The organism is Bradyrhizobium sp. MI1.3 (assembly GCF_055811695.1).
Genome location: NZ_JBVVPQ010000008.1, coordinates 1 through 23,378, shown reverse-complemented (window position 1 = coordinate 23,378; position 23,378 = coordinate 1). Strand labels below are relative to the sequence as shown.

Here is a 23,378-nt window from a genome sequence, read left to right as displayed (position 1 = left end):
ACGATTCTGATGACGATGATCACAGCGAAGGACGGCGTGAAACTCTACGTGGAAGAAACGGGTGAGGGCACGCCGATCCTCTTCATCCATGAATTCGGCGGCAATCACGAAAGCTGGGAGCCGCAGTTGCGCTATTTCAGCCGCCGCCATCGCTGCATCAGCTACGCCGCGCGTGGCTATCCGCCCTCGGATGTGCCTGACAGCATGGAAGCCTATTCGCAGGCGATCGCCGCGGATGATGCGGTCGCCGTACTCGACGCACTGGGAATCGACAAGGCGCACATCGTCGGTCTCTCCATGGGTGGCTTCTGCACCGTGCATTTCGGCCTGCGCACGCCGGAACGGGCTTTGTCGCTCACCGTGGCCGGCGCCGGCTATGGCTGCGAGAAGGAGTTCGAGGAATATTTTCGCGGCGTCTCGCTCGAAGTCGCGGATAATTTCGAGAAGCAGGGTGCCAAGGAGTTTTCCAGGGTCTACGCGCTCGGCGCGAGCCGGGTACAGTTCCAGAACAAGGATCCGCGCGGGTGGCGGGAATTCGCCGATCGCCTCGCCGTCCATTCCGATCGCGGCGCCGCCAACACCATGCGCGGCGTCCAGGCGCGGCGACCGTCGTTCTATGACCTCGAAGACGGCCTGAAGACAATGATGGTGCCGACGCTGGTGGTTGTCGGTGACGAAGATGATCACTGTCTCCAGCCAGGCATCTTCCTGAAGAAGACCATTCCGGCCTGCGGGCTCTCGGTCTTCCCCAAGACCGGCCACACCCTCAACCTCGAAGAGCCGGCGGCGTTTAACGCGCTGCTCGCCGAATTCATCGCTCAGGTCGAGGCCGGACACTGGCTGCCACGCGATCCGCGCGCGCTGCCGGGCCAGATCATGCGTACGAAGTAGTCGATGACGAGCAAGCCCCTGATCAACGCCGATCGGCTTTGGGTGCGGCTGATGTCGCTCGCCGAGATCGGCGTGACGCCCGCCGGCGGGGTCAACCGGCAGGCATTGAGCGACGGCGAGATCGCCGCATGGCGCCGCGTCATCGGCTGGGCGCGCGAGGCGGGATTGACACCGTCGACCGATGCCGCAGGAAATCTTTTCTTGACGCTAGCCGGCCGCGATCGCGCCATGGCACCGCTTCTGCTTGGGAGCCATCTCGATAGCCAGCCGACCGGTGGCAAATTCGATGGTGCGGCCGGTGTCATGGCTGCACTCGAAGCGGTCGTTTCAGTCGCGGAGCAAGATGAGAAGCCCGCGCGTGACGTCATCGTCGTTGCCTGGATGAACGAGGAGGGCTCGCGCTTCGCCCCGGGCATGATGGGCTCGGAGGCGTTCACCGGTGAGCGTGACATGGATGCGATCCGCGCCGCGCGCGATGCCGACGGCATCAGCGTCGGCGAAGCGCTCGATCGCCTCCACCAGGCCTTCCCTGACATGCCGCACAGGCCGCTCGGCTCTTCCGCTGGAGCCTATCTCGAATTGCATATCGAGCAGGGGCCATTGCTGGAAGCAGCTGCGTGCACCATCGGTGTCGTCACCGGCATCCAAGGCAAGAAGACCTTTCAGGTGGTTGTCGAGGGCGTTGAGGGACACGCCGGCACACTGGCGCAGTCGGAGAGGCGGGATGCGCTCGCGGCCTTTGCCCGAATGGCGACCGGGCTGCATGCCGAGATCGGCACCCTCGATGGCGACATCAAGTTCACGATTGGACGCCTCTTCGTCGAGCCCAACGCGCCTTCGGTGGTGCCGTCGCGCGTCAGCTTCAGCATCGATCTGCGCCATCCGGACAATTCCGTGCTTGACGCGGCGGGCGCGCGCATCACGGCGCTCTGCGGTCAGCACGCTCCGCCGTGCCTGGTTACGGTGACGACGCTGGTCGACGCACCCTCGAACGCGTTCGATCCGCGCTTGCGCGAGCTGATTGCGCAAGCGGCAGGTGACCAGGAGTTTCCGGCCATGGACATTCTGTCGGCTGCCGGTCACGACGCGCGCCATCTGGCAAAGATCTGTCCGGCGGCGATGATCTTCATCCCGTGCCGGGACGGTGCGAGCCATGTGGAGCACGAGTGGACTGAGCCGGCCGATGTCGCCGCCGGCGCGTGCGTCCTTGCGCAGGTGCTGCGAGAGCTTGCGTTCACCACCCGGTCTTTCGTTGCGGGAGGTGAGGTGGGGGGATAACGGAAATTGCCCCGGAGCACTATCGCGATGCGATGGCATGTCTCCGCGCCGCGGGGTGAGGCGTCCAAGTGCTGCTTATGGAATGCGCACGCCGCAGGCCGAGGCCCGCCGAAGCGCTGGATCTCAGCGCACCTTCAGATGCGGCAACCCGGGCATTGCCTCAAGATCGGTCAAAAATCACAGGAGCCTCGCCGTCCGTTCGGACTACGACATCCTAGTCCTCGTTGCTGACGGGTTGTGTGCGCGCTCTCGCTCTCGTGTGCGTGACGTGCGCACTGAGAATCCGAAGACGCGATTTCCGCTTCCAATTCGTGCATATATGGCCCTAGAAGAGCCAAGCGGCGGAAGCCTCGTCAAACCAGATTTCTCGACCGCTCCAATTACGTAGAGGATTGATCTGAGTCGGAATATATTAGCAAAATGAATGACTTAGATCGCAAATTCGCCACGGCCCCCATGATGGATTGGACCGACCGGCATTGCCGGGTGTTCCACCGTCACCTGACGCGGCGGGCGCTGCTCTATACGGAGATGCTGACCACTGGTGCCATCATTCATGGTGACCGGGAGCGGCTGCTTGGGTTCGACATGGTCGAGCACCCGGTCGCGCTTCAGCTTGGCGGGTCGGATCCGCGCAAGCTGGCGCTGGCGGCGCGGATCGGCGAGGAGTTCGGTTATGACGAGATCAACCTCAACGTCGGCTGCCCCTCCGACCGCGTGAAGGACGGCCGTTTCGGCGCTTGCCTGATGGCAGAGCCTGATCTCGTGGCGAGGTGTGTCGAGGCGATGAAGGGTGCGGTGGCCGTGCCCGTGACCGTGAAGTGCCGCATCGGTATCGACGACCAAGATCCGGAGGTCGCGCTCGACAAGCTTGCGCGCGCGGTCGTCGCCTCCGGCTGCGATGCGCTTATCGTGCATGCCCGGAAAGCATGGCTCAACGGTTTGTCACCGAAGGAGAATCGCGACATCCCGCCGCTCGACTATGATCGCGTCTATCGCCTCAAGCGCGCGATGCCCAATGTGCCTGTCATCATCAACGGCGGCATCCCCGGTGTCGACGAGGCCAAAGCACATCTCGATCACGTTGACGGCGCGATGCTCGGACGGGCCGCCTATCAGGAGCCATGGCGGCTGCTCTCCGTCGATACCGACATTTTCGGCGAGGAGGCGCCGCATGCCTCGATGCAGGATGCGCTCGAAGCGATGATGCCCTACATCGAACAACAGCTCGCGCGCGGCACGCGGCTGCACTCCATGACGAGGCATTTCGTCGGCGCATTCCATGCCGTGCCCGGCGCGCGCGCCTTCCGCCGCCATCTTGCCGAGCAGGGGGTGAAGCCGGGCGCCGGCCTCGAGGTGCTGCGCGATGCGATTGCACGTGTCGGTGCCCGCGCGCCGGCAGAGGCGGCGGCCTAGCCGTAGTCGCATGACGAGCCGGATTGCAAAAGTCTAGTCGACTGCCAGGCGCGAGCGGCGGTGACTGGTCTGGAGCTCCGGATAACCGGTGAGCATCAGCTTGTCGGCGCGCACGCCCCAGCTCTCCAGGCGATCGAGGAAGCTCATGCCGAGCAGGTTGGTCTTCATCTGTCCGCGCTGCACGACGAGGGCCGGCACCGATTTCTCGACGAGGTGGCCGACGGAGAGACGGTCGATCGTGAGGCGGGCCGCCTTGGTGTGACCGCCCGCGGTTTCGAGATCGACGTCGTATTCGAGCATCTCGAGCGGCAGCCCGATCGCTTTCGCGGTTTCCCAGGTCAGCACCACCGAGGTCGCGCCGGTGTCGATGACCATCGGTGCGGCCACGCCGTTGATCTTGGCGCGCAGCGCGAATTCGCCGCCCTGGCCGCGCTGAATCTGCACGGCGGGGGCGGGCGCTGCGGTCTGCGTGCGAAAGATATGCGAGACCTTGCTGCTCGCGCGCGCGATCTGGTCGGAATCGCCATAGGCGACGACGGCACCGGCCGTGCAGGCGAGCATGATGAGAACGAGCAGGAACCGGATCATTGCGCATCTCCCGATGCGCTCAGGCCGGTCAGCTGCGTTTCGGCGATCCCGCGATGGGCGCAAGTCCAGCCTGATTCATGCGCGCCGGCAACAGCGCCATGAGCGCGAGCCGTTCCGCGCTCTCCATGGCGTGCCAGCGCGCGATCTCCGGCAATGTGCGTCCGCAGCCGAAGCACAGCCTGGTCTTGGGATCGATCATGCAGACGGCCACGCACGGCGTTTCTTTGCTCATTCGGACATAGTGGCGGATGGTCGGGCATGACTGCAAGCATCTCGTTACGAGCCCGTACCTGCGCTCATGATCGGCTTGCGGCGGGGCCGGCGCTTCTCGTCCGCGACCGCGGAACTCTCGGGTTGGAGCGGCGGAGAATCATCCGATATCGGCGCCAGCGCGCTCATCACGCGCTCGGGCGGGAAGGTGACGATCACTTCGGTGCCGATGCGCAGCTTCGATTTCAGCGTGAACGTACCGCCGTGCAGGTCGACCAGATTCTTGGCGATCGGCAGGCCGAGACCGGCGCCCTGTTCGGCCGACTTGATCGAGTTGGAGCCTTGGCCGAACGATGCCAGCACGACCGGGATCTCGTCCTCGGGGATTCCGGAGCCGGTATCCTTCACCGAGAGATATTGTCCGCCTGAAGCCGTCCAGCCGGCCTTGAGCCAGATCTCGCCGCCCTGCGGAGTGAACTTGATCGAGTTGGAGAGCAGATTGAGCACGACCTGGCGGATCGCCCGCTCGTCGGCCCAGAGCCGCGGCATTGCCTGCTCGAACACTTCGTGGATGGTAATGCCACGGCTCGAGGCGCGCAGCTTCATCAGATGATGGCAGTCGGCGACGATGCCGACCAGCGAGACCGCTTCCTCGTTGAGCTCGTAGCGGCCAGCCTCGATCCGCGACAGATCGAGGATCTCGTTGATGAGGTTGAGCAGGTGGACGCCGGAATTGTGGATGTCGGCCGAGTACTCCTTGTAGACCGGCACGGCATGCGCGCCGAAAATCTCGCTCTTCATCACCTCCGAGAAGCCGAGGATCGCATTGAGCGGCGTCCGGAGTTCATGGCTCATCTGCGCCAGAAAGCGCGACTTGGCGACATTGGCGGATTCGGCGCGGTGGCGCGCCTCGTCCGAGATCGCCTTGGCCTGTTCGAGCTCGCCGATCAGCGCGTCCTTCTCGGCGCGCGCCTCGAGCGTGGCGAAGGTCGAAGAGTGCAGACGGTGGGCCAGCAGCACGAAATAGCCTTCAGCGGCGAGGGCGAGCGCGGCCAGGATGTAATTGTCCAGCGAGCCGGTCATCACGAAGCTCAGCGCCATCGCGACCGCGACCGGTGCGGTGGCGGCGAGGGCGGCGATCGGCAGATTGGCGGCCAGCATGCTCGATACTGCGATCACCAGCAGCATCAGGAACATCATCAGCGATTCCGTGATCATGTCGAGCACGGGATGGATCAGGATCGCCATCCAGCAAAGGCCATAGAGCAGGTCGAGGACGACGAAGCGTGTCTGCCATGCGCGCGTTCCCGCGGGCGAGGCGGGCTCGGCCAGGAAGCGGTGGCAGCTGCGGATCATCGCGGCATGGATGCAAAGCATGCCGGCGGTCCAGGCCGCGGCCGGGATCGGCTGCATCCACAGCCCAAACAGCACGCCCGTCGCGACCACAAGCAGCATCACGACATAGGAGGCCGACAGCCGGGTCTGGGCGTAATGGCGCAGCATCTCGGCGTCGAAAGCCGGCCGGGTTCCACTGGTAGACGTTAACTTGTCGCGCGCCTCGCGCACCCGCTGTGCCGCAGCCCGGCGATGGCTCGCCGACGGCACGCTCACCGGCTCGGCCGGAAGCTGCACAACCTCGGGCTTTTCAGCGGGTTTACTCATCGCACAACAACAATTCCTGCCCGCGCGGGACGGGCCTTCTGCATTGTCTATCTCTGGCAAGAAATCCTTAAGAGGTGACTTAAGGAGCTAAAGAATTACGTTAACCCGGCGTTAATTTTGGATCCGGTGTGAGCCGCTCAATGCAGCGCCGCGTGCTGTGCGATGTACACCACTGCTCCCGCCAGATAGCCGGCGAGCGCCGGGAGGGCGATGCGACGGGCGTACCAGAGGAACTCGATGCGCTCGAGCCCCATGGCGGCGACGCCTGCGGCCGAGCCGATGATCAGAATCGAGCCGCCGGTGCCGGCGCAATAGGCGATGAATTCCCAGATGAAGCTGTCGGGTGGATAATGCGCGAGGTCGTACATACCCATCGTCGCGGCGACCAGCGGCACGTTGTCGATGACGGCGCTGAGCAGCCCGAGCACGATCACGATGATGTCCTGTCGGCCGATCGCGGTGTCCAGCCATTTGGCCAGCATGGAGAGCAGGCCGGCATGTTCGAGGCAGGCAACCGCGAGCAAGATTCCGAGGAAGAACACGATCGAGCCCATGTCGATCCGCGTCAGCGCATTCGCAAGCGTGAGCGGACCGCGGACATGCTCATCCTTATTGCGATGAACGATCTCGCCGACCAACCACACGATGCCAAGCCCGAGCAGGACGCCCATGAACGGCGGCAGGTGCGTGACCGTCTTGAAGGCGGGCACCGCAATCAGCACGCCGAGTCCGAGATAGAACATCACGTTCCGCTCGAACGGATCGACGCCCTGCAATCCGTCCTCTTTCGGCGGCGGTGCGATGGTCTTGCCCTTGAGCGAAAAGCTGATGAATGCGAGCGGCACCAGCAGGTTCAGCAGCGAGGGCAGGAACACCCCGCCCATGATTTTTAGGGGCGAAATCTGTCCGCCGATCCACAGCATGGTCGTGGTGACGTCGCCGATCACGGTCCATGCACCACCGGCATTTGCGGCGATGACGATGAGTGAGGCGAACAGCAAGCGGTCGTCGCGCTTGGCGATCAACCGCTGGATCAGCGAGACCATGACGATGGTGGTGGTCAGATTGTCGAGGATTGCGCTGAGGAAGAAGGTCACGAAGCCAATCAGCCATATCAGACGGACCTGGCTGGTCGTGCTGATGCGGGAGGTGATGACCTCGAAACCGTCATGGGCGTCGATGACCTCGACGATGGTCATCGCGCCAACCAGGAAGAACACGATCTGCGCGGTGGCGGCGACGGACTCGTCAAGCTGACGGCCGACCAGCGTGTGGTCGCCGGTCGCGAGCGCGTAGATTGTCCAGAGCACGCCCGCGCCGAGTAGAGCAGACGCGCTCTTGTTCACCCCGATCGGATGCTCAAGCGCGATCGCCGCATAGGCGAGGACGAAGATTGCGGCGAGTGCGATCAGCAAGACAGGATCACTTCGTCAGGTGTCAGCGATTAAGGCGCGCGAGCAGGCTCGACGTATCCCAGCGCTTGCCGCCCATCTTCTCGACCTCGGCGTAGAACTGGTCGACCAGCGCGGTCACGGGCAGGTTGGCGCCGTTGCGGCGGGCTTCAGCCAGTGAGATCGAGAGATCCTTGCGCATCCATTCGACCGCGAAGCCGAAATCGTACTTGTCCTCGTTCATGGTCTTGTAGCGGTTCTCCATCTGCCAGGACTGCGCGGCGCCCTTTGAGATGGTTTCGATCACGGCGGCGACGTCGAGGCCACTCTTCTTGGCGAAGTGAATACCCTCGGAGAGGCCCTGGACGAGGCCGGCGATGCAGATCTGGTTGACCATTTTGGTCAGCTGGCCGGAGCCGGCGGGCCCCAGCAATTTGCACATCCGCGCATAGGCGCCCGTGATGATCGGCTCGGCACCCGCATAGGCGTCCTGCGTGCCGCCGCACATCACCGTCAGCACGCCGTTCTCGGCGCCGGCCTGGCCGCCGGACACGGGTGCGTCGATGAACTTGAAGCCGGCCTTGGTCGCGGCAGCATCAAGCTCACGCGCGACCTCGGCGGAAGCGGTGGTGTGGTCGACGAAGGTCGCACCCTTCTTCATGCCGGCAAACGCGCCGTCGGCACCGATCGTGACCGCGCGCAGATCGTTGTCGTTGCCGACGCAGCACATCACGAAATCCTGGCCCTCGGCCGCGGCCTTCGGGGTCGCCGCGGTCTTGCCGCCGAACTTGTCCGCCCACTCCTTCGCCTTGGCCGCGGTGCGATTATAGACGGTGACCTCATGGCCCCCTTTTTTCACGAGGTGTCCGGCCATGGGGAAGCCCATCACGCCGAGACCGAGGAAAGCGACTTTAGCCATCTGTGGTACCTTGTCCGTAGTTTGGGTTTTACGGTTCTTGCCGGGCGAGGGCCGTCCGGTTCCGCCATTGCGGCAGATCGGCCGCACCATAAACCCTTGAGGCCGGAGGGCAACGGCTTCGTTTGGCCCCTGCCTGTGTTAGGATGGCGGACTTAAGGACTTCAAAAAAATGGAGCGAAGGCATGGGCGGCGTAAGCGTGGGCGTGCTCGATCATTTCAACATCCGGACCCGGAATCTGGCCGAGACCGCCCGCTTCTACGAGGACGTGCTGGGCCTGGAAAAAGGCCCCCGGCCGAATTTCGCCTTCCCCGGCGCCTGGATGTACAGCGAGGGTAAACCGGTGGTGCACCTGGTCGATATTTCTCCGACTGCCGAGCCACAAAAGCCGGATTCCGGCGTTGTCCACCACGTCGCCTTCGCCAGCCGCGGCTTTGACGGCATGAAACAGCGGCTGGCCTCAAAGGGGATGAAGTTCGACTCCCGCCAGGTGCCCGGCGGCGAACTCTGGCAGATCTTCGTCCACGACCCGAACGGGGTCATGATCGAGCTGAACTACGAAGCGGCCCTGGAGCAGGGCGCCGCGCCCGCCGAGATGGCTGACGATATCGGCAGGCAGTAGCCTTTTGGGCGTTTCCGCTCTAATGGGGCATCTTGAATTCTAGGAGATGCGCTTTGAGCGTGACGCAGCAACAGGTTCTCGACAGCCTCGCCAGGATCAAGTCGCCGCGCGGGGTCGCGCTCACCAATGCCAATGTGCTGAGCGCGATCAGCGCGGCCGACGGCAAGGTGTTCTTCTCGATCAATGTCGATGCCGCCGAGGCGCGCGCCTGGGAATCCGTCCGGGCCGAGGCCGAGGCCGCGGTGCGGGCCATTCCCGGCGTCACCACCGTCATGGTGGCGCTGACCGCCGAGCGCAAGGCCGGCGCGGCGCCGCCACCGCCGCCAACTCCCAGCCGCGGTACGCCAGGCGTGCAGCCGGTCCATGCCCACAAGCCGCCGCCGCAGGGCGGCGCCCAATCGCCGATGGCGCGGCAGTCCGAGATTCCGGGCGTCGCGGCCGTGATCGCGGTTGCCTCGGGCAAGGGCGGCGTCGGCAAGTCCACCACTGCTCTCAATCTTGCGCTGGGCCTGCGCGATCTGGGCCTCAAGGTCGGGCTGCTCGATGCCGACATCTACGGCCCCTCGGTGCCGCGGCTGACGGGCCTGCATGAGAAGCCGGAGCTGGATGGCGAGCGCAAGATGATTCCGCTCAGGCGCTTCGGCCTGGCGATCATGTCGATCGGCTTCCTGGTGGAGGAAGAGACGGCGATGATCTGGCGCGGGCCAATGGTGATGTCGGCGGTGACGCAGATGCTGCGCGACGTCGCATGGGGGCAGCTCGACGTCCTCGTCGTCGACATGCCGCCAGGGACCGGCGATGCCCAGCTCACGCTGGCGCAGAACGTCCCTTTGAAAGGCGCCGTGATCGTCTCGACCCCGCAGGACCTGTCGCTGATCGACGCAAGGCGGGGGCTTGCGATGTTCAAGAAGGTCAACGTGCCCGTGCTCGGCATCGTCGAGAACATGAGCTATTTCCAGTGCCCGCAATGCGGCACGAAATCCGACATTTTCGGCCATGGCGGCGCGCGCCACGAGGCTGAGAAGCTCGGGGTACCGTTCCTGGGCGAGGTCCCCCTGCACATGGCGATTCGCGCCACCTCGGATGCGGGCACGCCCGTTGTGGACAGCGAGCCGGACGGTCCCCATGCGGCGATCTACCGCGCCATTGCGGGACAGGTGCGGGACCAGCTCAAGGGCGTCGTCGCCGCGGCCTGAGCGGATCCAAGGCAATACCTTCAAGCCAACCCCTTCAAACCAATACTCTGGGGACATGCGACTTTCGTAGAGCCCTGTCATGCCAATGTCGCGTTTCGAAAGCGGGGCTTCCGTGTTAAAGGCCCACGGCAGTCAAGCCCCTTCGGTTCGACGCGGCCCAAGAACGCGTCGCCGGAATGAGCGGCAGCAAAGAGGAAGTTAGGGGAAACGCCCCAACAAGGAGAGACTGAAGATGAAGCGTCGTGATTTTCTGAAAGTGTCGGCAGCCGGCGCGGCGGCGACCGCCGCGGTGGCCTCGCCGGCGATCGCGCAGTCCTCGCCCGAGATCAAGTGGCGCCTGACATCGAGCTTCCCGAAGTCGCTCGACACCATCTATGGCGGTGCCGAGCAGATGGCGAAGTACGTCGCCGAGATGACCGACAACAAGTTTCAGATCCAGGTCTTCCAGGCGGGTGAAATCGTTCCGGGCCTGCAGGCGCTCGATGCGACGCAGAAGGGCACCGTCGAGATGTGCCACACGGTGTCGTATTATTACGTCGGCAAAGACCCGACCTTCGCGATCTTCGCGTCGGTGCCTTTCGGTCTGAACGCACGCCAGCAGAATTCCTGGCTGTACCAGGGCGGCGGCAACGAGCTCGCCAACGAGTTCTTCAAGAAGTCGAACGTGATGGGCTTCCCCTGCGGCAACACCGGCACCCAGATGGGCGGCTGGTTCCGCAAGGAGATCAAGACCGTTGCCGACCTCTCGGGCCTCAAGATGCGCATCGGCGGCATTGCCGGCCAGGTGCTCCAGAAGGTCGGTGTGGTGCCGCAGCAGCTCGCCGGCGGCGACATCTATCCGTCGCTGGAGAAAGGCACCATCGACGCGGCCGAGTGGGTCGGTCCCTACGATGACGAGAAGCTCGGCTTCGCCAAGGTCGCCAAGTACTATTACTACCCGGGTTTCTGGGAAGGTGGTCCGACCGTTCACGCCTTCGCCAACATCGACAAGTGGAACGAACTGCCGAAGAACTATCAGGCGATCCTCACCAACGCGACCGTCAACACCAACACCTGGATGGCCGCGCGCTACGACATGGTGAACCCCGGCGCCCTGAAGCGTCTCGTCGCCGGCGGAACGCAGCTTCGACCGTTCACCAACGAAGTTCTGGAAGCCTGTCTCAAGGCGACCAACGAATTGTGGGGCGAGATCTCGGCCAAGAACCCCGACTTCAAGAAGTCGATCGACGCCATGCAGGCCTACCGCTCCGACGAGTATCTGTGGTGGCAGGTTGCCGAATACACCTACGACAGCTTCATGATCCGCTCGCGCACTCGCGGTTGATCTTCGAATAAGCCGCAAGACGACAGGCCCGGTCTCGTTCGCGAGGCCGGGCTTTTTCTTTGGGACGAGGCTGCGGAGCGGCGTTGTCGCCGGGGTACGGGTGGGGCGTCCAACAAAAAATCTGAAAAACAACCCCATGCACAGTAGACGAGGGGTGAGAGGACAAGGCGCTGCGCGTGCAGCCAAGCGCTTGATGCGATGGAGCTAATTGGCAGGAAGGCCCGAGCATCACGCGGTCGATGGGAACTTCGCATTTTGGGAGCGAAAGCGGGAGGCGCACCAAGCGAGTGCTTCAGCGAGACCGTTTGACTCGTCGGGCAAAACAGTGGCATAAAGGTATTATCGCAAAATCCGAAATTAGCGCCTCGGCGGCTGGCCTGGGTTGACGATGAGCTTCGATCCCGATGAGGTTCAAAGCGCGCTGCGCAAGGCCTGGTCGTTGGCAACGGCCAGTCAATGGACGGCAGACAATCCAGCCGCCGGGCAATGCAACGTGACCGCGCTACTGATTCACGAACTGTTCGGCGGCGAGCTGCTGAAGACGCCGCTGCCGGCCGGCGACCATTTCTACAATCGGATTGGAGGCAAGAGGTACGACTTCACGGCGAGCCAGTTCGATCGGCCGATCGCCTACATGGACGTGCTGCCGGATCTGTCCGACGCAGAGCTGGGTGCAGCACACGATCAGCTGGCGGAACTCAGGGCCGCTTTCCGGGTGCACTGTCCGCACTCGGACTAGGGTGTGTCTTCATAAACGTCGGCTTGCCAACGCAAAGCGGAAGTCTGCCACCTTGAGCGTGATCGGCGGCTTGTGACCCATTGCAGAAGTTAACCCGCTTCCCTAAGAGCACCCGCTCCCTAAAAAATTAAAGGTTGATGTGTTTTATCTATGCAACCAAGGCGCTTGACCTATAGGACCGTTGATGCCACGTAAAATAAAACTGCCGCTAATGGTCTTAGGTCGCCGTATGATTGGTACGCCTCCCACTGAGACGGATGCCAAAATCACTTTCGAGATTGAGGCTGAAACGGGCGAAATTTTTGAGATCAGCTTTACTCAACGTGGCATCGCGAGCACCGTCACGATGGCTCTAAACTGGCCTCCTCTGAAAGAGGCGCTTGCTGATGTTCAGCCGCCGATCAAATTCTAACGGGACCCATGACACTGTTCCAAGGGTTTGCGGTTCTCTCGGGTATGGGCTTGTTGGGTATCATTGTTGTCGGCTTCATCAAGGGCGATAAGGTTGCACCCGACGACTCGCCCGAGAGATACCCCGGCGGGGGTCCGGGATGCGACTTTTCAAATTAGGTGCGTCTTCTGAACTCAAGGTCCGATCCAACCTCGCCTTCTGGCCCTTCGCTGACCTTAGTTCAGAGCGACACGACGTCCCTTCCCGGGAGGTGAGCTGACTGCGGTTACGCTGGCATCCGAGGGCAGCCTCTGACCCACAGCGGAAATTCGGCGGGACCAGCTACGGCACACCAAGTGCTCTTAACGATGCTACGACCCTGCTGGCGCGCTCGTGCTCAAACCGATCGAGACCCATGTGCACAGCCTCGGCCCATTCGAAATACTTCATAAGCGCCTCATCGGTCGCGTGGTCGCGCAGCATGGCAGCCACAGCACCAACATAGGCATCGTATTCGTCGGCCGGGCACTCGCCAATCGGATCCCATTGCTGGTTCAGAACATCCCTGATCTGACCGCGCCAGAGGCGAGAAGATAGTTTGTCTATGGCCATGGGCCCGATCCTAGACTCATATTGCAGACCTATATCGCTAGGCCCGCGCTACGTTCGATCTTCTTCAATCCAGATTCCTGCTTCGCTCAGAGCGCTGAGAATGCTTTCGATGTCTTCGGGTTCCAGTATTGCACCAGCACACAATTGATTTAATTCATCGAATCCAATCGTGCTGTCTCGTTCACCAATTTCGATCGCTCGTCGAATGATTTCGCGCACGCTCGTGCTCTCTCCGTCGGTAACCCCTACTATAGCGGGAGAGAGTCGGGTTCTGGCCCTTAGCTGACCTGCGGCGCGCAGCCGGTCGAAGACCGATTGCGATCCTAAGCGGTCATCAGAGGCGGACAGCAACGAGACCGACATGGACGCTCCGTTCCAACTGTCCTAGGTTCAAGCGACAGGTAGTTTACGGGCGAGCATGGAAGAACACTCCTCCGGCGTTTCTAAAAAGTGCGAGAACAATCGCTCCATTGCTCGTCCGTTAATTTGGTCGTTTCTCCTAACTCTTATGGCGCTAGTTGCGTCTCAGGTAATGCGATTGCATCAGCAGCAAGCCGCAAGCTGGCTTCTCTGGGACTATGCGGGTCGGATTGCTGCTCTCGCCGCTTTGGCGGCGTTACCTTCTGCTCGTGTCGCGGCCTTTCGAATAAGCAAACGGCAAATCTCCCTTTTTGAGATTGTCTTATGGATTGTTGGAATTTGCTTGTTGGGCAGTTTTGGCCAGTGGCCGCGACATCTCATCAATGCAGCATTCCCGGCAACGGTTCTCGGCACATATCCACACCCGACCGGATGGCTAAACGCATTCGATCTTGTTTTTGGCTTGGCGCTGGTCGCCGCCAGCGAAGAAATCATATTTCGCCAATACATCCGGCGAGCAATTCAGCCTTATCTTGGTAACGGCATCTTCGTCCTGCTCACCACGTCAGTTCTGTTCGGCGCGTATCATTGGTGGGCCGGGCTCGGCAATATTCTTCTCGCCACAACAATTGGCATTTTCCTCATGCTAATGCTGCGGCGGTCAGGTGCGCTATGGCCGGTGGTACTCGCGCATTACTTGGTCGATTCGATCGTTTTCGCGCAATGAGCCTTGCAGGTTTCGGAAGTCTTACGACCGCTTCTGGCCGCATCTCAGACCTCACAACCGGAATGCCGAAAGGCCGCTTGTGACCCTGAGCAGACTGCGTGACGTTAGTGTGATTGACTATTGGCCTTGATATAGTCTGCCTGTGAGGGCCTCATGATTTTCAAGTTTCAGGCCGGCATGAAGATGTACGAAGTCGTCTGGGAGCGCGACGGCGAAAAGCTCTTCGTGGCGGTCCTTCACGCGGCGAACGAGGCTGGAGCCATCTCCCGAGCGGAAGAAACGTTCGCCGAGCACCCCGAAATCGACTTTGATCGCAGTGGCACCACAGTGCGTGCTCGCCTCCACGAGTTGCGACCCATGGAAGTTTTGTCGTGCCTAGAGCAGGCCGTGCTCAACGCTATTGCGCTTCAGGTACCTGAAGTCGCTGATGCGCTCGCTGCCCAGCAGGGGAAAGTGCGCGTCACTGCCCGCGAGAACACGGGAACCGGGTTCTATACCACGCTCGACGTCTGACATCGTTCGCCAATCAAAGATGTTGCCTCGCCACTGGGCGATGTCGGAGCGACTATTGTCGGGCTTGAGCATGGGATGGGATTTCTGCTCTGGCTTCGGGATGGCCACATTCATAAGCTGGAGGGCTTCTCATATGGATAGAGCACGTTTGGCATCGATTTCGAGCGAGTAGCGTTCGGGGCAGTCGGACCGCGCACCTGATGATCCGTCCGCCATGTCGCCTCTTGGCCCCATAGCTGACCTGCCGCGAGCAGCCAGTGCAGGACCGCTTGTGACCCGTAGCTGACCTTAGCTCTGCGTGCCGGGAGGTCTGCTTTTTGGGAGGCAAGCTGATGCGCGGAATTCGAGCTACCCAAGGCAGCTTTTGACCGAGAACATCGGCCCCCCTTGGTGGTGGCGAAGCACCGGCAAGTATACCTCTGTATGATCAAATTGCGGAGCCCATCGAGTAGTATCGCGCCTGCTTTGAGGGGGGACTTTAATATGGATCTGCTCCGCGCAGAGAAGATCGCAGTAATCGAAAGTAGTTCGGACCGGAGATGTCGTGTCTGCGACAAGCAGCTGGTGCTAGTTCGCGCGATCCTGAACGTGGAAACCGGGAACCTCATCCACCTGTTCGAATGCGAATGCGGCGAACGCATCTGGAAGGACTGAGGCCGCCTCAGGTGACGGCCTTTTCGTACGAAATGATGTCGGCTCGTGGCTGACCTCTGCCCCGCGCGCAGGCAGGTCCGCTTCCGAGAGGTGAGCTGACCAAGGTCATATTAGGTGCCGAGGGCAGCCTTTGGCCCATCGCTTCCGTTGGCGCGGCGTAGCCAAACGTCGGTTCACAGGAGCGAACCGGAAGTTTGCAACCGAGCGCCAAACCGGCACGATTGACCCAGAGCCGACTTGACGCCTTGTGCTATACGCCAGAGCTGGGCAGCACGATGGGAAAACCTATTGCGCGATCATTGTTGGCTAGTCGGTGGATGCGGATGTATCGAGAGCTCTCTATCTGGAAGCGAAGTGGCGCCGAAAGAGCGGTCCACTTCAGATGCTTTGAGGACGTTTCCTCACATCTTTTTTGCGTCCAAAGTGCTGACTTTTATGTGTTGCCGGTCACGGTCAACGCCCGCCTCGAGTTCGATCGCCAATTTGTCGAGCTTTTTATCGAAGTCGAGCCGGTAGAACGCAGTCGATGGTTCGCAACTGTTGACGAGGCCATTGCTGCGCATGAGGAGGAATTTTCCTCGATGGGGCGGGAAATCGCCGAGCAGGAAAACCAACGATGACGTGACGTCCGGAATTGGCCCATCAGCGAAGTGGCGGCGGCGTTCCACGAGGTCCGCTCACCGAGGCATGGCGGACCAGATTTGCTCACGTTGAGTTCTTCGCATTGTGACCCATTGCAGACTTGGCCGCCCTTATTTCGGTCCCAACAGCGAAGTTCAACGTTAGTCCATTTCAATGTCTTGGAGCGTCCATTGAGAGCAGCTATTTTGATCTCGCTTCTGACATTATCGCCTCAGCTATCCGCTCAGACGCGTCATGGAGAGCTGCCGTCCGTTTCTCGCTTCCGAGCTTGTGTTCGGTCGCACGCACCTGATGCTCAAGCGGCGGGGGTTCGGACATCCGACGACGCCGCGCGCTACGCCATGAAGGCGTGCATGCCCTTGGTCGGGTTGTTCTTAGATCCAAACGCCTCCCGGAATGCGGAAGTCATAGAGGAAGTGCTTCCTCCCGGAAGCTATCGTGCGGTTCTCAGGGAGGAGTGGGGCGATTTTGTTGAGCAGGGAAACAGACAATAGGATTTAGCTCTCGCCGGCAGTTCTAGAAAGGTCGCCTCTTGGCCCCTAGCGGACTAGCTGGGGCGAATTGGCCATGTCCGGTCTTAAAGGGTGAACGGACATGACTCTCCTCCGCGCAGGCTGATCGGGCCTTGAGTAAACGCCCTGAGACGAAGTAACGCCGGCATCGACAACGCGAACGTGTCTAGCCCGTATCGGGCTCACCAAACCATCGCGCTGCAGCTTGAGACACTTCATCATTGTCAGGAGCCTCTTCGCTGGCCCAGCTCACCACGCCGTCGGGGCGCACGAGCAAAGCAGCCACGCCCAGTCCATCCTCGGCGTCGTTTGCGACATAGGTGATCCGGCCGCGCCAGCGGCTCGCAAGCGCTTGGAGCGATGGCCGTGCGCCAAAATCCAGCAGCAGCCCTTGTCCCGTTCGGAGGTGCTCGTTCAGTCTTGTCCCGTCGGCGAACTTGAAGTCCGGCGCGCTTCGGCCCACCAGAGGATGCCGACCGCCGAGATCGTAACGGAGCGAAACGCCCCACACGCGCTCGGCGAAGTAGGTGGTGCCGTCGCGCGTGCCGATGAGATCGCGAACGATGGCTTCGAGCGCGCGCGAACTCTTGCTGGGGCGCATCAGCCCGACCTGTGCGCGCGACCAGTCGAGGATTTGTGCTCCTACCGGATGTCGCTCGGTCGAATAGCTGTCGAGCAGGCCGGACGGCGCATCGCCACGAATGGTCGCCGCGAGCTTCCATCCGAGGTTCATGGCATCGCCAAGGCCGAGGTTCAGGCCCTGGCCGCCCAGAGGCGAATGGACATGTGCGGCGTCGCCCGCCAGCAATATTCGGCCCATGCGATAGTCGGTTGCCTGATAAGCGCGGTCGGTCCAGGTGGTGGCGAGGAGCAGGGTCGTCACGGTCACGTCGATGCCGGAGACCCTGCGCAACACCGCCTCGACATGGTCGCGTTCCGGCTCGCTGCGGTGGGCGGCGCCGCCGTCGAAATCGACCATCGCGACCGTCCCCGGCGCCGCATATGTGTACATGCCCGAAGGCGTGTAGTGGCGACCCGGCGTGAGCAAGATTGGATCGGCCAGCTCGACCTGAACAGAATAGCCGGTGAACTCCGGATCGGTCCCGGTGAAGCCGATACCGGCCGCTTTTCGCACGCTGCTGCGCCCGCCGTCGCAGCCGACGAGCCAGCGGCCGTGAACCGTTTCGCCGCTCACCTCGACGGCGACGCCATCGATCGACTGCACGAACGCCTCGACACCGCAGCCGCGCCGGATCTCGACACCCAGCGTCCTGGCGCGGGTCGTAAGGATGGCTTCGATGCTTGCCATGTCGGCGGCCATGTTGGTGATCGGGCCGGGCAGGCGGTACGGCCATTGCGCAGCGTCGATCTGATCATGGAAGAATTGGATGCCGGCAAAATGACCGCCGGGGCGACGCTGCTGCTGCATCCAGTGCGCAGCCGCCGGAGTGTCGCGGCTCGTCGCGCGAGCTTTCAAGCTATCCAGCAAGCCACGGCGATCGAAGCTCTCGATGGTCGGCACCGACAGGCCGCGCAAGCCAAACGGGAGGCTCTTCAGCGGCGAGTGCTGGTCTTGCGCCTTCTCCAGCACCAGCACCGAACAGCCGGCAAGCCGCAGCTCGCAAGCGAGAAAGAGGCCGACGGGACCGGCGCCGGCGATGATGACGTCATAGGGGATGGTGTCGGGGGACTGCATAAAATGCTCCGTTGTCGATGATCGACTGTCGATGTTCGACCGGAGCGTTTCCCAGAGCTGAGGACCTCACGGACGAACGTGTGATCGCCTGAACAGCGACCGTGTTCGTCGTGGGGATCTCAGCCATGAGGTCAAAGACCAGAGCTTTCGTCACCGAAAGGACTTGGGCTTACCAGACCAAGTCTGCCTTTTCCGACGCGCCCAATTTAGCTGCCGGGTCGTAGCCTCGTCAACGGGACATGGGGCCAATCGCAGACGGATGACAGGACTGTGCGCGGGAAATCAGCTGAACATCAATTCGCAAGACGGTCTTTGCTCATGCGCAGGATGACCACCACACCCTCATCCGACCAGTCAAAAGTTATAGCCCCGCCAAGCTGGGCGGCCATACTTCGGTGCACCAACTTGCTTCCAAAGCCTTCGAGCTTTGTTGGAGCGACAACGGGAGGACCGCCCCGTTCCGTCCACTTGACCACGACCTCGTCCTCGTGGGCGTTGCACGACACGTCCAGGGTACCACTTGAAAGCGACAGCGCACCGTATTTCGCAGAGTTGGTTGCCAGTTCATGCATTACCAAGGCGAGCGCTGTGCTGGAAGTCTCTCCCACGTTCATCTTGGGGACCGAGACGCGAATACGAACGCTGGCTCCCTTTTCATCGTACGGAGCAAGCAGAACAGAGATGAGGTCTCCAAGAAGCGTCCCCTCTCGATTTCGTCCTGGTACCGGGCGAACAAGGTCCTGAGCACGTCCAAGAGCGATCAGGCGGCTGGTCAGCTCATGGGCCATATCTTCTTTTGATGTTGCCGAGCGTGAGCTCATTTGAGTCAGCGCCGTTGCGATGGTGAGAAGGTTTTTCAGCCGGTGACTCATCTCGCCCGCCAGCAGCTCGTTGGCTTCCTCAGCTTGCTTGCGTTGGGTTACATCCAGGAAAATACCGAACATGGTTCGATCCGCGATGTCGGCGTCGTCGCCTTGGCCCCGAGCGGAGATCCAACGGATATCGCTTCCGGTTAGAATACGAAAATCTATTTCGTAGGAGCCGACGACTGCGCGAGTAGCGGCAAATGCCGATCTCACCCTCTCGAGATCGGCGGGGTGGATGTTTTTGGACAGTATCTCGAACGTAATTTTCTGCTCGCCCTTGGGCACCTCCCAAAGGTCGTACGCGGGTTCATCCATGGTGATGGCGTCGGTATCAACGTTCCACGACCATAGAGCGACACCGGCCGCGCGAGTGGCAGCCCGGAGGTGCCTTTCGTGCCACAACGGCATCGTCACCTGGCTAGCACACATTGCGCTTTGCTTTCCTGCATATCCGGCCAAATCGGTCCCCCTGCCGACCGGTGATCGACAGATACCATACCCGGGCGAAAAGGTCTCGGTTCTATCGAAAGGGCGGGTTGAAGCCTGGTCCCGCGCCCGAGTTGGCTCAGAAGCGATCCTCCGCGAACGACCCATGAGGTTCGCCGGCGGCCATCAGCGGCGTTGTTGGTGAGCGATTACGCGTTGCTTCGCGAAACGCCTGAGTCTTCCCTTCCATGAATCAACACGGCCTCGGCAGCAGCTTCGTCGATCGCCGCCATCACGTCCGCGGTTGCGGAATGATGAATCATGTGTCCCGCGCCGTCGATCCGGCGCAATTTGCTCTGCTTGATCTCGCCATGCAGCCTGACCGACTGCTTGATATCGATCATACGATCGCCCTGGCCCGCGATAATGATCGTGGGCATCTTGAGTTCTGCATAAGTCTTCGAACCTGAGAATGCGGCGGGGATCAACATCGTCGCTTCAGCGGCTGTGGCCCGCATCTGTGATGGGCGGAGCGCCATTTCTTTCGGAAAGCCCGTGAACTTGTTCGGGACCGGCCGGGGCCCAAACAACTTGCGCAACGTCGCGGGCCACATCATCCGACCGGCTAGCGGCGAAATCGTGGAGCTGATGAGGTCCCCGAGCACCGGTAGGGCGGACAGCACTGACGCGGCGCTGTCCGAGCGGGGCGTCGGGAAATAATAGCCCGAGGCCAGCACGAGAGCCTGCACGACCGAAGGATGTCTTGTCGCCAGCGCAACCGCAACCGACGCGCCCCACGAATGGCCAAGGACAATCGCTTGAGAGACGCCGAGCTGATCGAGCGCCTTCTTGAACAGGTCCGCCTGGGCATCCGGGGTCCAGACGACGTGCCTCGGCCGCGAGCTATGCCCAAATCCGGGACGATCGAACACGATGACCCTGTAGTTTTCGGCTGCGAGATCGATCAATCCACTCGCGTCGAAATCCTGGACCAGGCTGCCATTGCCGTGAAACAAAACCAGCGGCTTGCCCCTGCCGCGTTCCAAATAGTGCAGGCGAACGCCATCGATATCGATGAACCGACCCTGCGGAGGATTATCGCGTTGCGCTTTGTTCGCGAGCCGCCGGTTTATGATTGCGCTAGCCGCGATGAAGGTACCTGCGGCAGCAAACGCGGCGGCGCCCGGATGTCGCGTGATGGCGGCCAGGCAATCGGATAGAAGGGAGCTGGAACGTGTTCGTCGTGCAAGGCGCATGTGCATTACCTAGGTGGTCTGCACGACGCCCCATCAAATGAGAAATGTTGCAGCTGAGTTAAACGGTTCGCCGGGGTGTTCGTTCCTTGGCAGGATCGATGCGGCGCCGGCGACGGGGCCCAAGGGGGCAAACGTCCGCGCCATCCGCGACCTCATCCGCAGGTGCCCTGATTGGCTTACAGGAACCTGACGGAAGGGAGCGGCGCCCCGCCGGGAAGTGCTTTTTCGCTGGCCGAGATGTCCCGGATGGTGGAAGACAGCCAACATGCGGCGCGAGCCGTGCGGTGTACCGGAACATCCCGCGGGAAAATGCGATGCGCCTTCTGATCGTCGAGGACAATGCCGAGCTGTCACGGCTCGTTGCCGGCGGGCTGTCGGCGGCCGGCTATGAGAGCGACATCGTCGGCAGCGCCGCCGAGGCGCGCGAAGCCGTGAGCAGTGTCAGCTATGCCGCGATGATCCTGGACCTCGGACTACCCGACGGCGATGGCCTGTCGGTGCTGCGCGAGCTGCGCCGGCAGATGGAGCCCTTGCCGGTGCTGGTGCTGACCGCGCGCGGCGGTTTGCAGGACCGCGTCAGCGGCCTGCGCAGCGGCGCCGACGACTATCTCGCCAAACCGTTCGCGATGGAGGAACTGGTGGCGCGGCTGGAGGCGATCCTGCGCCGTCCGGGCCAGTTGCTCGGCCGCTCGCTGCGCCTCGCCAACCTCGTCTATGACACCGAAAGCCGTCAGATCTTCGTCGACGACCAGCCGCGCATCATCTCCGCGCGCGAGACCTCGGTGCTTGAGATCCTGCTGCGCCGGCAGGGCAGGGTGGTGCCGAAGAAGAACGTCGAGGACCACATCTTCGGTCTCGACGGCGAAGTCGCCTCCAATGCGGTCGAGGTCTACGTCTCGCGGTTGCGCAAGCAGCTCGCCGAGCACGGCGCCAAGGTCGTGATCCACACCATCCGTGGCGTCGGCTATCTTATGGCCGAGGAGAAATAGCGTGGCCCGGATCGGATCTCACGCCGGATTCCGCGCCGGAATCCATGCGAGGTCGCCAACGTTCAAATCGCTAATCTGGCGCATCGTGTTCCTGCACATCGTGGCGGTCGCGGTGGTCGCGATCTTCCTGCCGCTGGTGCTGTTCTGGCTGCTCAATTCCGAGATCGACCAGTTGCATCGCGATGCCATGCGCGCGCAGGCCGAGGTGTTGGCCGAGCGCATCGTCGCCCAGCCCGACGGGCTGTTGACGTTCAACCTGCCGGACAGTCTCAAGGGCCTTTATTCGGAAGCCTATGGCCGCTACCAGTACGACATTCGCGATGCCGAGGGGAATCTGCTGTTCTCGTCGCGGCGCAAGACCGGCACTGCCACGGCCGCGCCTCCGCCGCTCTCCGAAACGATTTCCGGCGCCGGCGTCACTCGCATCATCGACGGCAAGGTGATGCGCATTCGCGTCGCGGAGGACCTCGCGCACCGCGACGTCATCATCGATGACATTGTCTCGAACTTCTTCCGGCGGGTCGGGTGGATCACGATTCCGATCCTGCTGGTCCTGCTCGCCATCGACATCATCATCTTTCGCCGCGCCGTCGCGCCGCTGTGGAAGGCCTCCGAGGAGGCGAGCAATATCGGCCCGGCGCGCACCGACATCCGCCTGCCGACGGAGCAGATCCCGCGCGAGATCATGCCGCTCGTCACCGCCGTCAACCAGGCGCTCGACCGCCTCGAGGACGGCTTTCGGGTGCAGCGGCAGTTCACCGCCGACGCCGCGCACCAACTGCGCACGCCGCTCGCGATCCTGCGCACGCGGATCGAGACGCTCGGCGACGGCGCTGCACGCCAGGCGTTGCATGCCGATATCGAGGGCATGAGCCGCATCGTCGCGCAATTGCTGGAGATCGCCGAACTCGACACGCTGGTGCTCGATCCCGGCGAGACCGCGGATTTGCGCGCGGTCTGCGCCGAGGTGGTCGGTTCGATCGCGCCGCTCGCGATCGCGCAGCACAAGGATATCGCGCTGAAGGGTACGGAGGCGCCGGTGCTGATCCACGGCAATTCCGTGATGCTCCAGCGCGCGATCTTCAACCTTGCAGAAAACGCCATCAAGTTCACGGCAAAGGACACGTCGGTCGATGTCGAGGTGAGCGAGGACGGTGCGGTTCACGTGCGCGACCGCGGACCGGGAATTGCGGAATCCGAGCGCGAATTGATCTTCCAGCGCTTCTGGCGCGCCGACCGCCAGCGCAGCGACGGCGCCGGCCTCGGGCTCTCGATCGTGCGCGCGGTGGCGGATGATCACGCGGCGACGGTTGCGGTGGAGAATCTTCCGCGCGGCGGCGCGCAGTTCACGCTGCGGTTCAGGCTGGCGGAGAAGTCGGCGACGTTGATTTGAACGCGGCGCGGCACTGACGCTGCACCCTCGCCCCTTGTTGGAGAAGGTGGCGCGAAGCGCCGGATGAGGGGTTGCCTCCGCGCATTCGACTCGCAGTCGGACTCGCG

At 62.2% G+C, this 23,378-nt stretch carries 23 protein-coding genes; 12 read left to right on the top strand and 11 right to left on the bottom strand.

Annotated features, from left to right (window positions below; all coding sequences use genetic code 11):
* Positions 1–9 precede the first annotated feature (9 nt).
* The 3 genes from AC0L3A_RS07560 (at position 10) to dusA (ending at position 3,585) form a co-directional block, all read left to right on the top strand.
* Positions 10–891 (top strand): alpha/beta fold hydrolase, encoded by an 882-nt coding sequence (locus AC0L3A_RS07560; RefSeq protein ID WP_473253936.1) that lies wholly within the window; start codon positions 10–12, stop codon positions 889–891.
* Between the two features lie 3 nt (positions 892–894).
* Positions 895–2,169 (top strand): Zn-dependent hydrolase, encoded by a 1,275-nt coding sequence (locus tag AC0L3A_RS07555; RefSeq protein ID WP_473253935.1) that lies wholly within the window; start codon positions 895–897, stop codon positions 2,167–2,169.
* Positions 2,170–2,589: 420 nt separating this feature from the next.
* Positions 2,590–3,585 (top strand): tRNA dihydrouridine(20/20a) synthase DusA, encoded by a 996-nt coding sequence (dusA, locus tag AC0L3A_RS07550; protein WP_473253934.1) that lies wholly within the window; start codon positions 2,590–2,592, stop codon positions 3,583–3,585.
* A 33-nt stretch (positions 3,586–3,618) separates the two neighbouring features.
* Here the strand turns inward: dusA and AC0L3A_RS07545 are convergent, their stop codons facing one another.
* From AC0L3A_RS07545 to AC0L3A_RS07525, 5 genes are all read right to left on the bottom strand, one after another.
* On the bottom strand, positions 3,619–4,173 hold the full coding sequence (locus tag AC0L3A_RS07545; protein WP_007592605.1) for a TIGR02281 family clan AA aspartic protease: 555 nt from the start codon (positions 4,171–4,173) through the stop codon (positions 3,619–3,621).
* 28 nt (positions 4,174–4,201) lie between these two features.
* A complete protein-coding gene (locus tag AC0L3A_RS07540; protein WP_007592603.1) occupies positions 4,202–4,405 on the bottom strand; it encodes a DUF1289 domain-containing protein in 204 nt (67 codons plus the stop codon).
* A 44-nt stretch (positions 4,406–4,449) separates the two neighbouring features.
* Positions 4,450–6,045, bottom strand: coding sequence for a sensor histidine kinase (locus tag AC0L3A_RS07535; protein ID WP_007592601.1), 1,596 nt, complete (start codon positions 6,043–6,045; stop codon positions 4,450–4,452).
* A 137-nt stretch (positions 6,046–6,182) separates the two neighbouring features.
* Positions 6,183–7,460 carry a sodium:proton antiporter NhaD gene (gene nhaD, locus AC0L3A_RS07530; protein ID WP_007592600.1) on the bottom strand — a complete coding sequence of 426 codons (1,278 nt, stop codon included), beginning with the start codon at positions 7,458–7,460 and terminating at the stop codon, positions 6,183–6,185.
* Positions 7,461–7,482: 22 nt separating this feature from the next.
* Positions 7,483–8,355, bottom strand: coding sequence for an NAD(P)-dependent oxidoreductase (locus AC0L3A_RS07525; protein ID WP_354127830.1), 873 nt, complete (start codon positions 8,353–8,355; stop codon positions 7,483–7,485).
* A gap of 182 nt (positions 8,356–8,537) precedes the next feature.
* Between AC0L3A_RS07525 and AC0L3A_RS07520 the strand changes: the two genes are divergently transcribed.
* The 5 genes from AC0L3A_RS07520 (at position 8,538) to AC0L3A_RS07500 (ending at position 12,646) form a co-directional block, all read left to right on the top strand.
* The gene (locus AC0L3A_RS07520; RefSeq protein WP_007592597.1) at positions 8,538–8,975 is read left to right on the top strand and encodes a VOC family protein; all 438 of its coding nucleotides are present in this window, start codon (positions 8,538–8,540) and stop codon (positions 8,973–8,975) included.
* A gap of 53 nt (positions 8,976–9,028) precedes the next feature.
* Positions 9,029–10,171, top strand: a complete 1,143-nt coding sequence (locus tag AC0L3A_RS07515) for an Mrp/NBP35 family ATP-binding protein (protein ID WP_007592595.1) — start codon at positions 9,029–9,031, stop codon at positions 10,169–10,171.
* 232 nt (positions 10,172–10,403) lie between these two features.
* A complete protein-coding gene (locus AC0L3A_RS07510) occupies positions 10,404–11,495 on the top strand; it encodes a TRAP transporter substrate-binding protein (RefSeq protein ID WP_007592593.1) in 1,092 nt (363 codons plus the stop codon).
* Between the two features lie 388 nt (positions 11,496–11,883).
* Positions 11,884–12,234, top strand: coding sequence for a YunG family protein (locus tag AC0L3A_RS07505; RefSeq protein ID WP_473253933.1), 351 nt, complete (start codon positions 11,884–11,886; stop codon positions 12,232–12,234).
* 184 nt (positions 12,235–12,418) lie between these two features.
* The gene (locus AC0L3A_RS07500) at positions 12,419–12,646 is read left to right on the top strand and encodes a hypothetical protein (protein ID WP_473253932.1); all 228 of its coding nucleotides are present in this window, start codon (positions 12,419–12,421) and stop codon (positions 12,644–12,646) included.
* A 321-nt stretch (positions 12,647–12,967) separates the two neighbouring features.
* Here the strand turns inward: AC0L3A_RS07500 and AC0L3A_RS07495 are convergent, their stop codons facing one another.
* A complete protein-coding gene (locus AC0L3A_RS07495) occupies positions 12,968–13,237 on the bottom strand; it encodes a hypothetical protein (protein WP_473253931.1) in 270 nt (89 codons plus the stop codon).
* Between the two features lie 48 nt (positions 13,238–13,285).
* Positions 13,286–13,600: an RNA polymerase sigma factor region1.1 domain-containing protein gene (locus AC0L3A_RS07490; protein WP_473253930.1), complete on the bottom strand. Its 315-nt coding sequence runs from the start codon at positions 13,598–13,600 to the stop codon at positions 13,286–13,288.
* Positions 13,601–13,655: 55 nt separating this feature from the next.
* On the opposite strand from AC0L3A_RS07490, the gene AC0L3A_RS07485 reads away from it, so the two are divergent.
* Positions 13,656–14,324 carry a CPBP family intramembrane glutamic endopeptidase gene (locus tag AC0L3A_RS07485; protein ID WP_473253929.1) on the top strand — a complete coding sequence of 223 codons (669 nt, stop codon included), beginning with the start codon at positions 13,656–13,658 and terminating at the stop codon, positions 14,322–14,324.
* Between the two features lie 153 nt (positions 14,325–14,477).
* Entirely contained in the window at positions 14,478–14,837 is a 360-nt protein-coding gene (locus AC0L3A_RS07480) for a hypothetical protein (RefSeq protein ID WP_473253928.1), read from the top strand.
* A gap of 1,055 nt (positions 14,838–15,892) precedes the next feature.
* On the opposite strand, the gene AC0L3A_RS07475 is transcribed toward AC0L3A_RS07480, so the two are convergent.
* The 4 genes from AC0L3A_RS07475 to AC0L3A_RS07460 form a co-directional block, all read right to left on the bottom strand.
* Positions 15,893–16,159 (bottom strand): hypothetical protein, encoded by a 267-nt coding sequence (locus AC0L3A_RS07475; RefSeq protein ID WP_473253927.1) that lies wholly within the window; start codon positions 16,157–16,159, stop codon positions 15,893–15,895.
* Positions 16,160–16,811: 652 nt separating this feature from the next.
* The gene (locus AC0L3A_RS07470) at positions 16,812–18,341 is read right to left on the bottom strand and encodes an FAD-dependent monooxygenase (RefSeq protein ID WP_473253926.1); all 1,530 of its coding nucleotides are present in this window, start codon (positions 18,339–18,341) and stop codon (positions 16,812–16,814) included.
* 293 nt (positions 18,342–18,634) lie between these two features.
* Positions 18,635–19,615, bottom strand: a complete 981-nt coding sequence (locus AC0L3A_RS07465; protein ID WP_473254062.1) for a sensor histidine kinase — start codon at positions 19,613–19,615, stop codon at positions 18,635–18,637.
* A 227-nt stretch (positions 19,616–19,842) separates the two neighbouring features.
* Positions 19,843–20,889, bottom strand: coding sequence for an alpha/beta fold hydrolase (locus AC0L3A_RS07460; RefSeq protein WP_473253925.1), 1,047 nt, complete (start codon positions 20,887–20,889; stop codon positions 19,843–19,845).
* Positions 20,890–21,203: 314 nt separating this feature from the next.
* Between AC0L3A_RS07460 and AC0L3A_RS07455 the strand changes: the two genes are divergently transcribed.
* Positions 21,204–21,878 (top strand): response regulator transcription factor, encoded by a 675-nt coding sequence (locus AC0L3A_RS07455; protein WP_007592584.1) that lies wholly within the window; start codon positions 21,204–21,206, stop codon positions 21,876–21,878.
* A gap of 1 nt (position 21,879) precedes the next feature.
* The gene (locus AC0L3A_RS07450; RefSeq protein WP_473253924.1) at positions 21,880–23,271 is read left to right on the top strand and encodes a sensor histidine kinase; all 1,392 of its coding nucleotides are present in this window, start codon (positions 21,880–21,882) and stop codon (positions 23,269–23,271) included.
* Positions 23,272–23,378 lie beyond the last annotated feature (107 nt).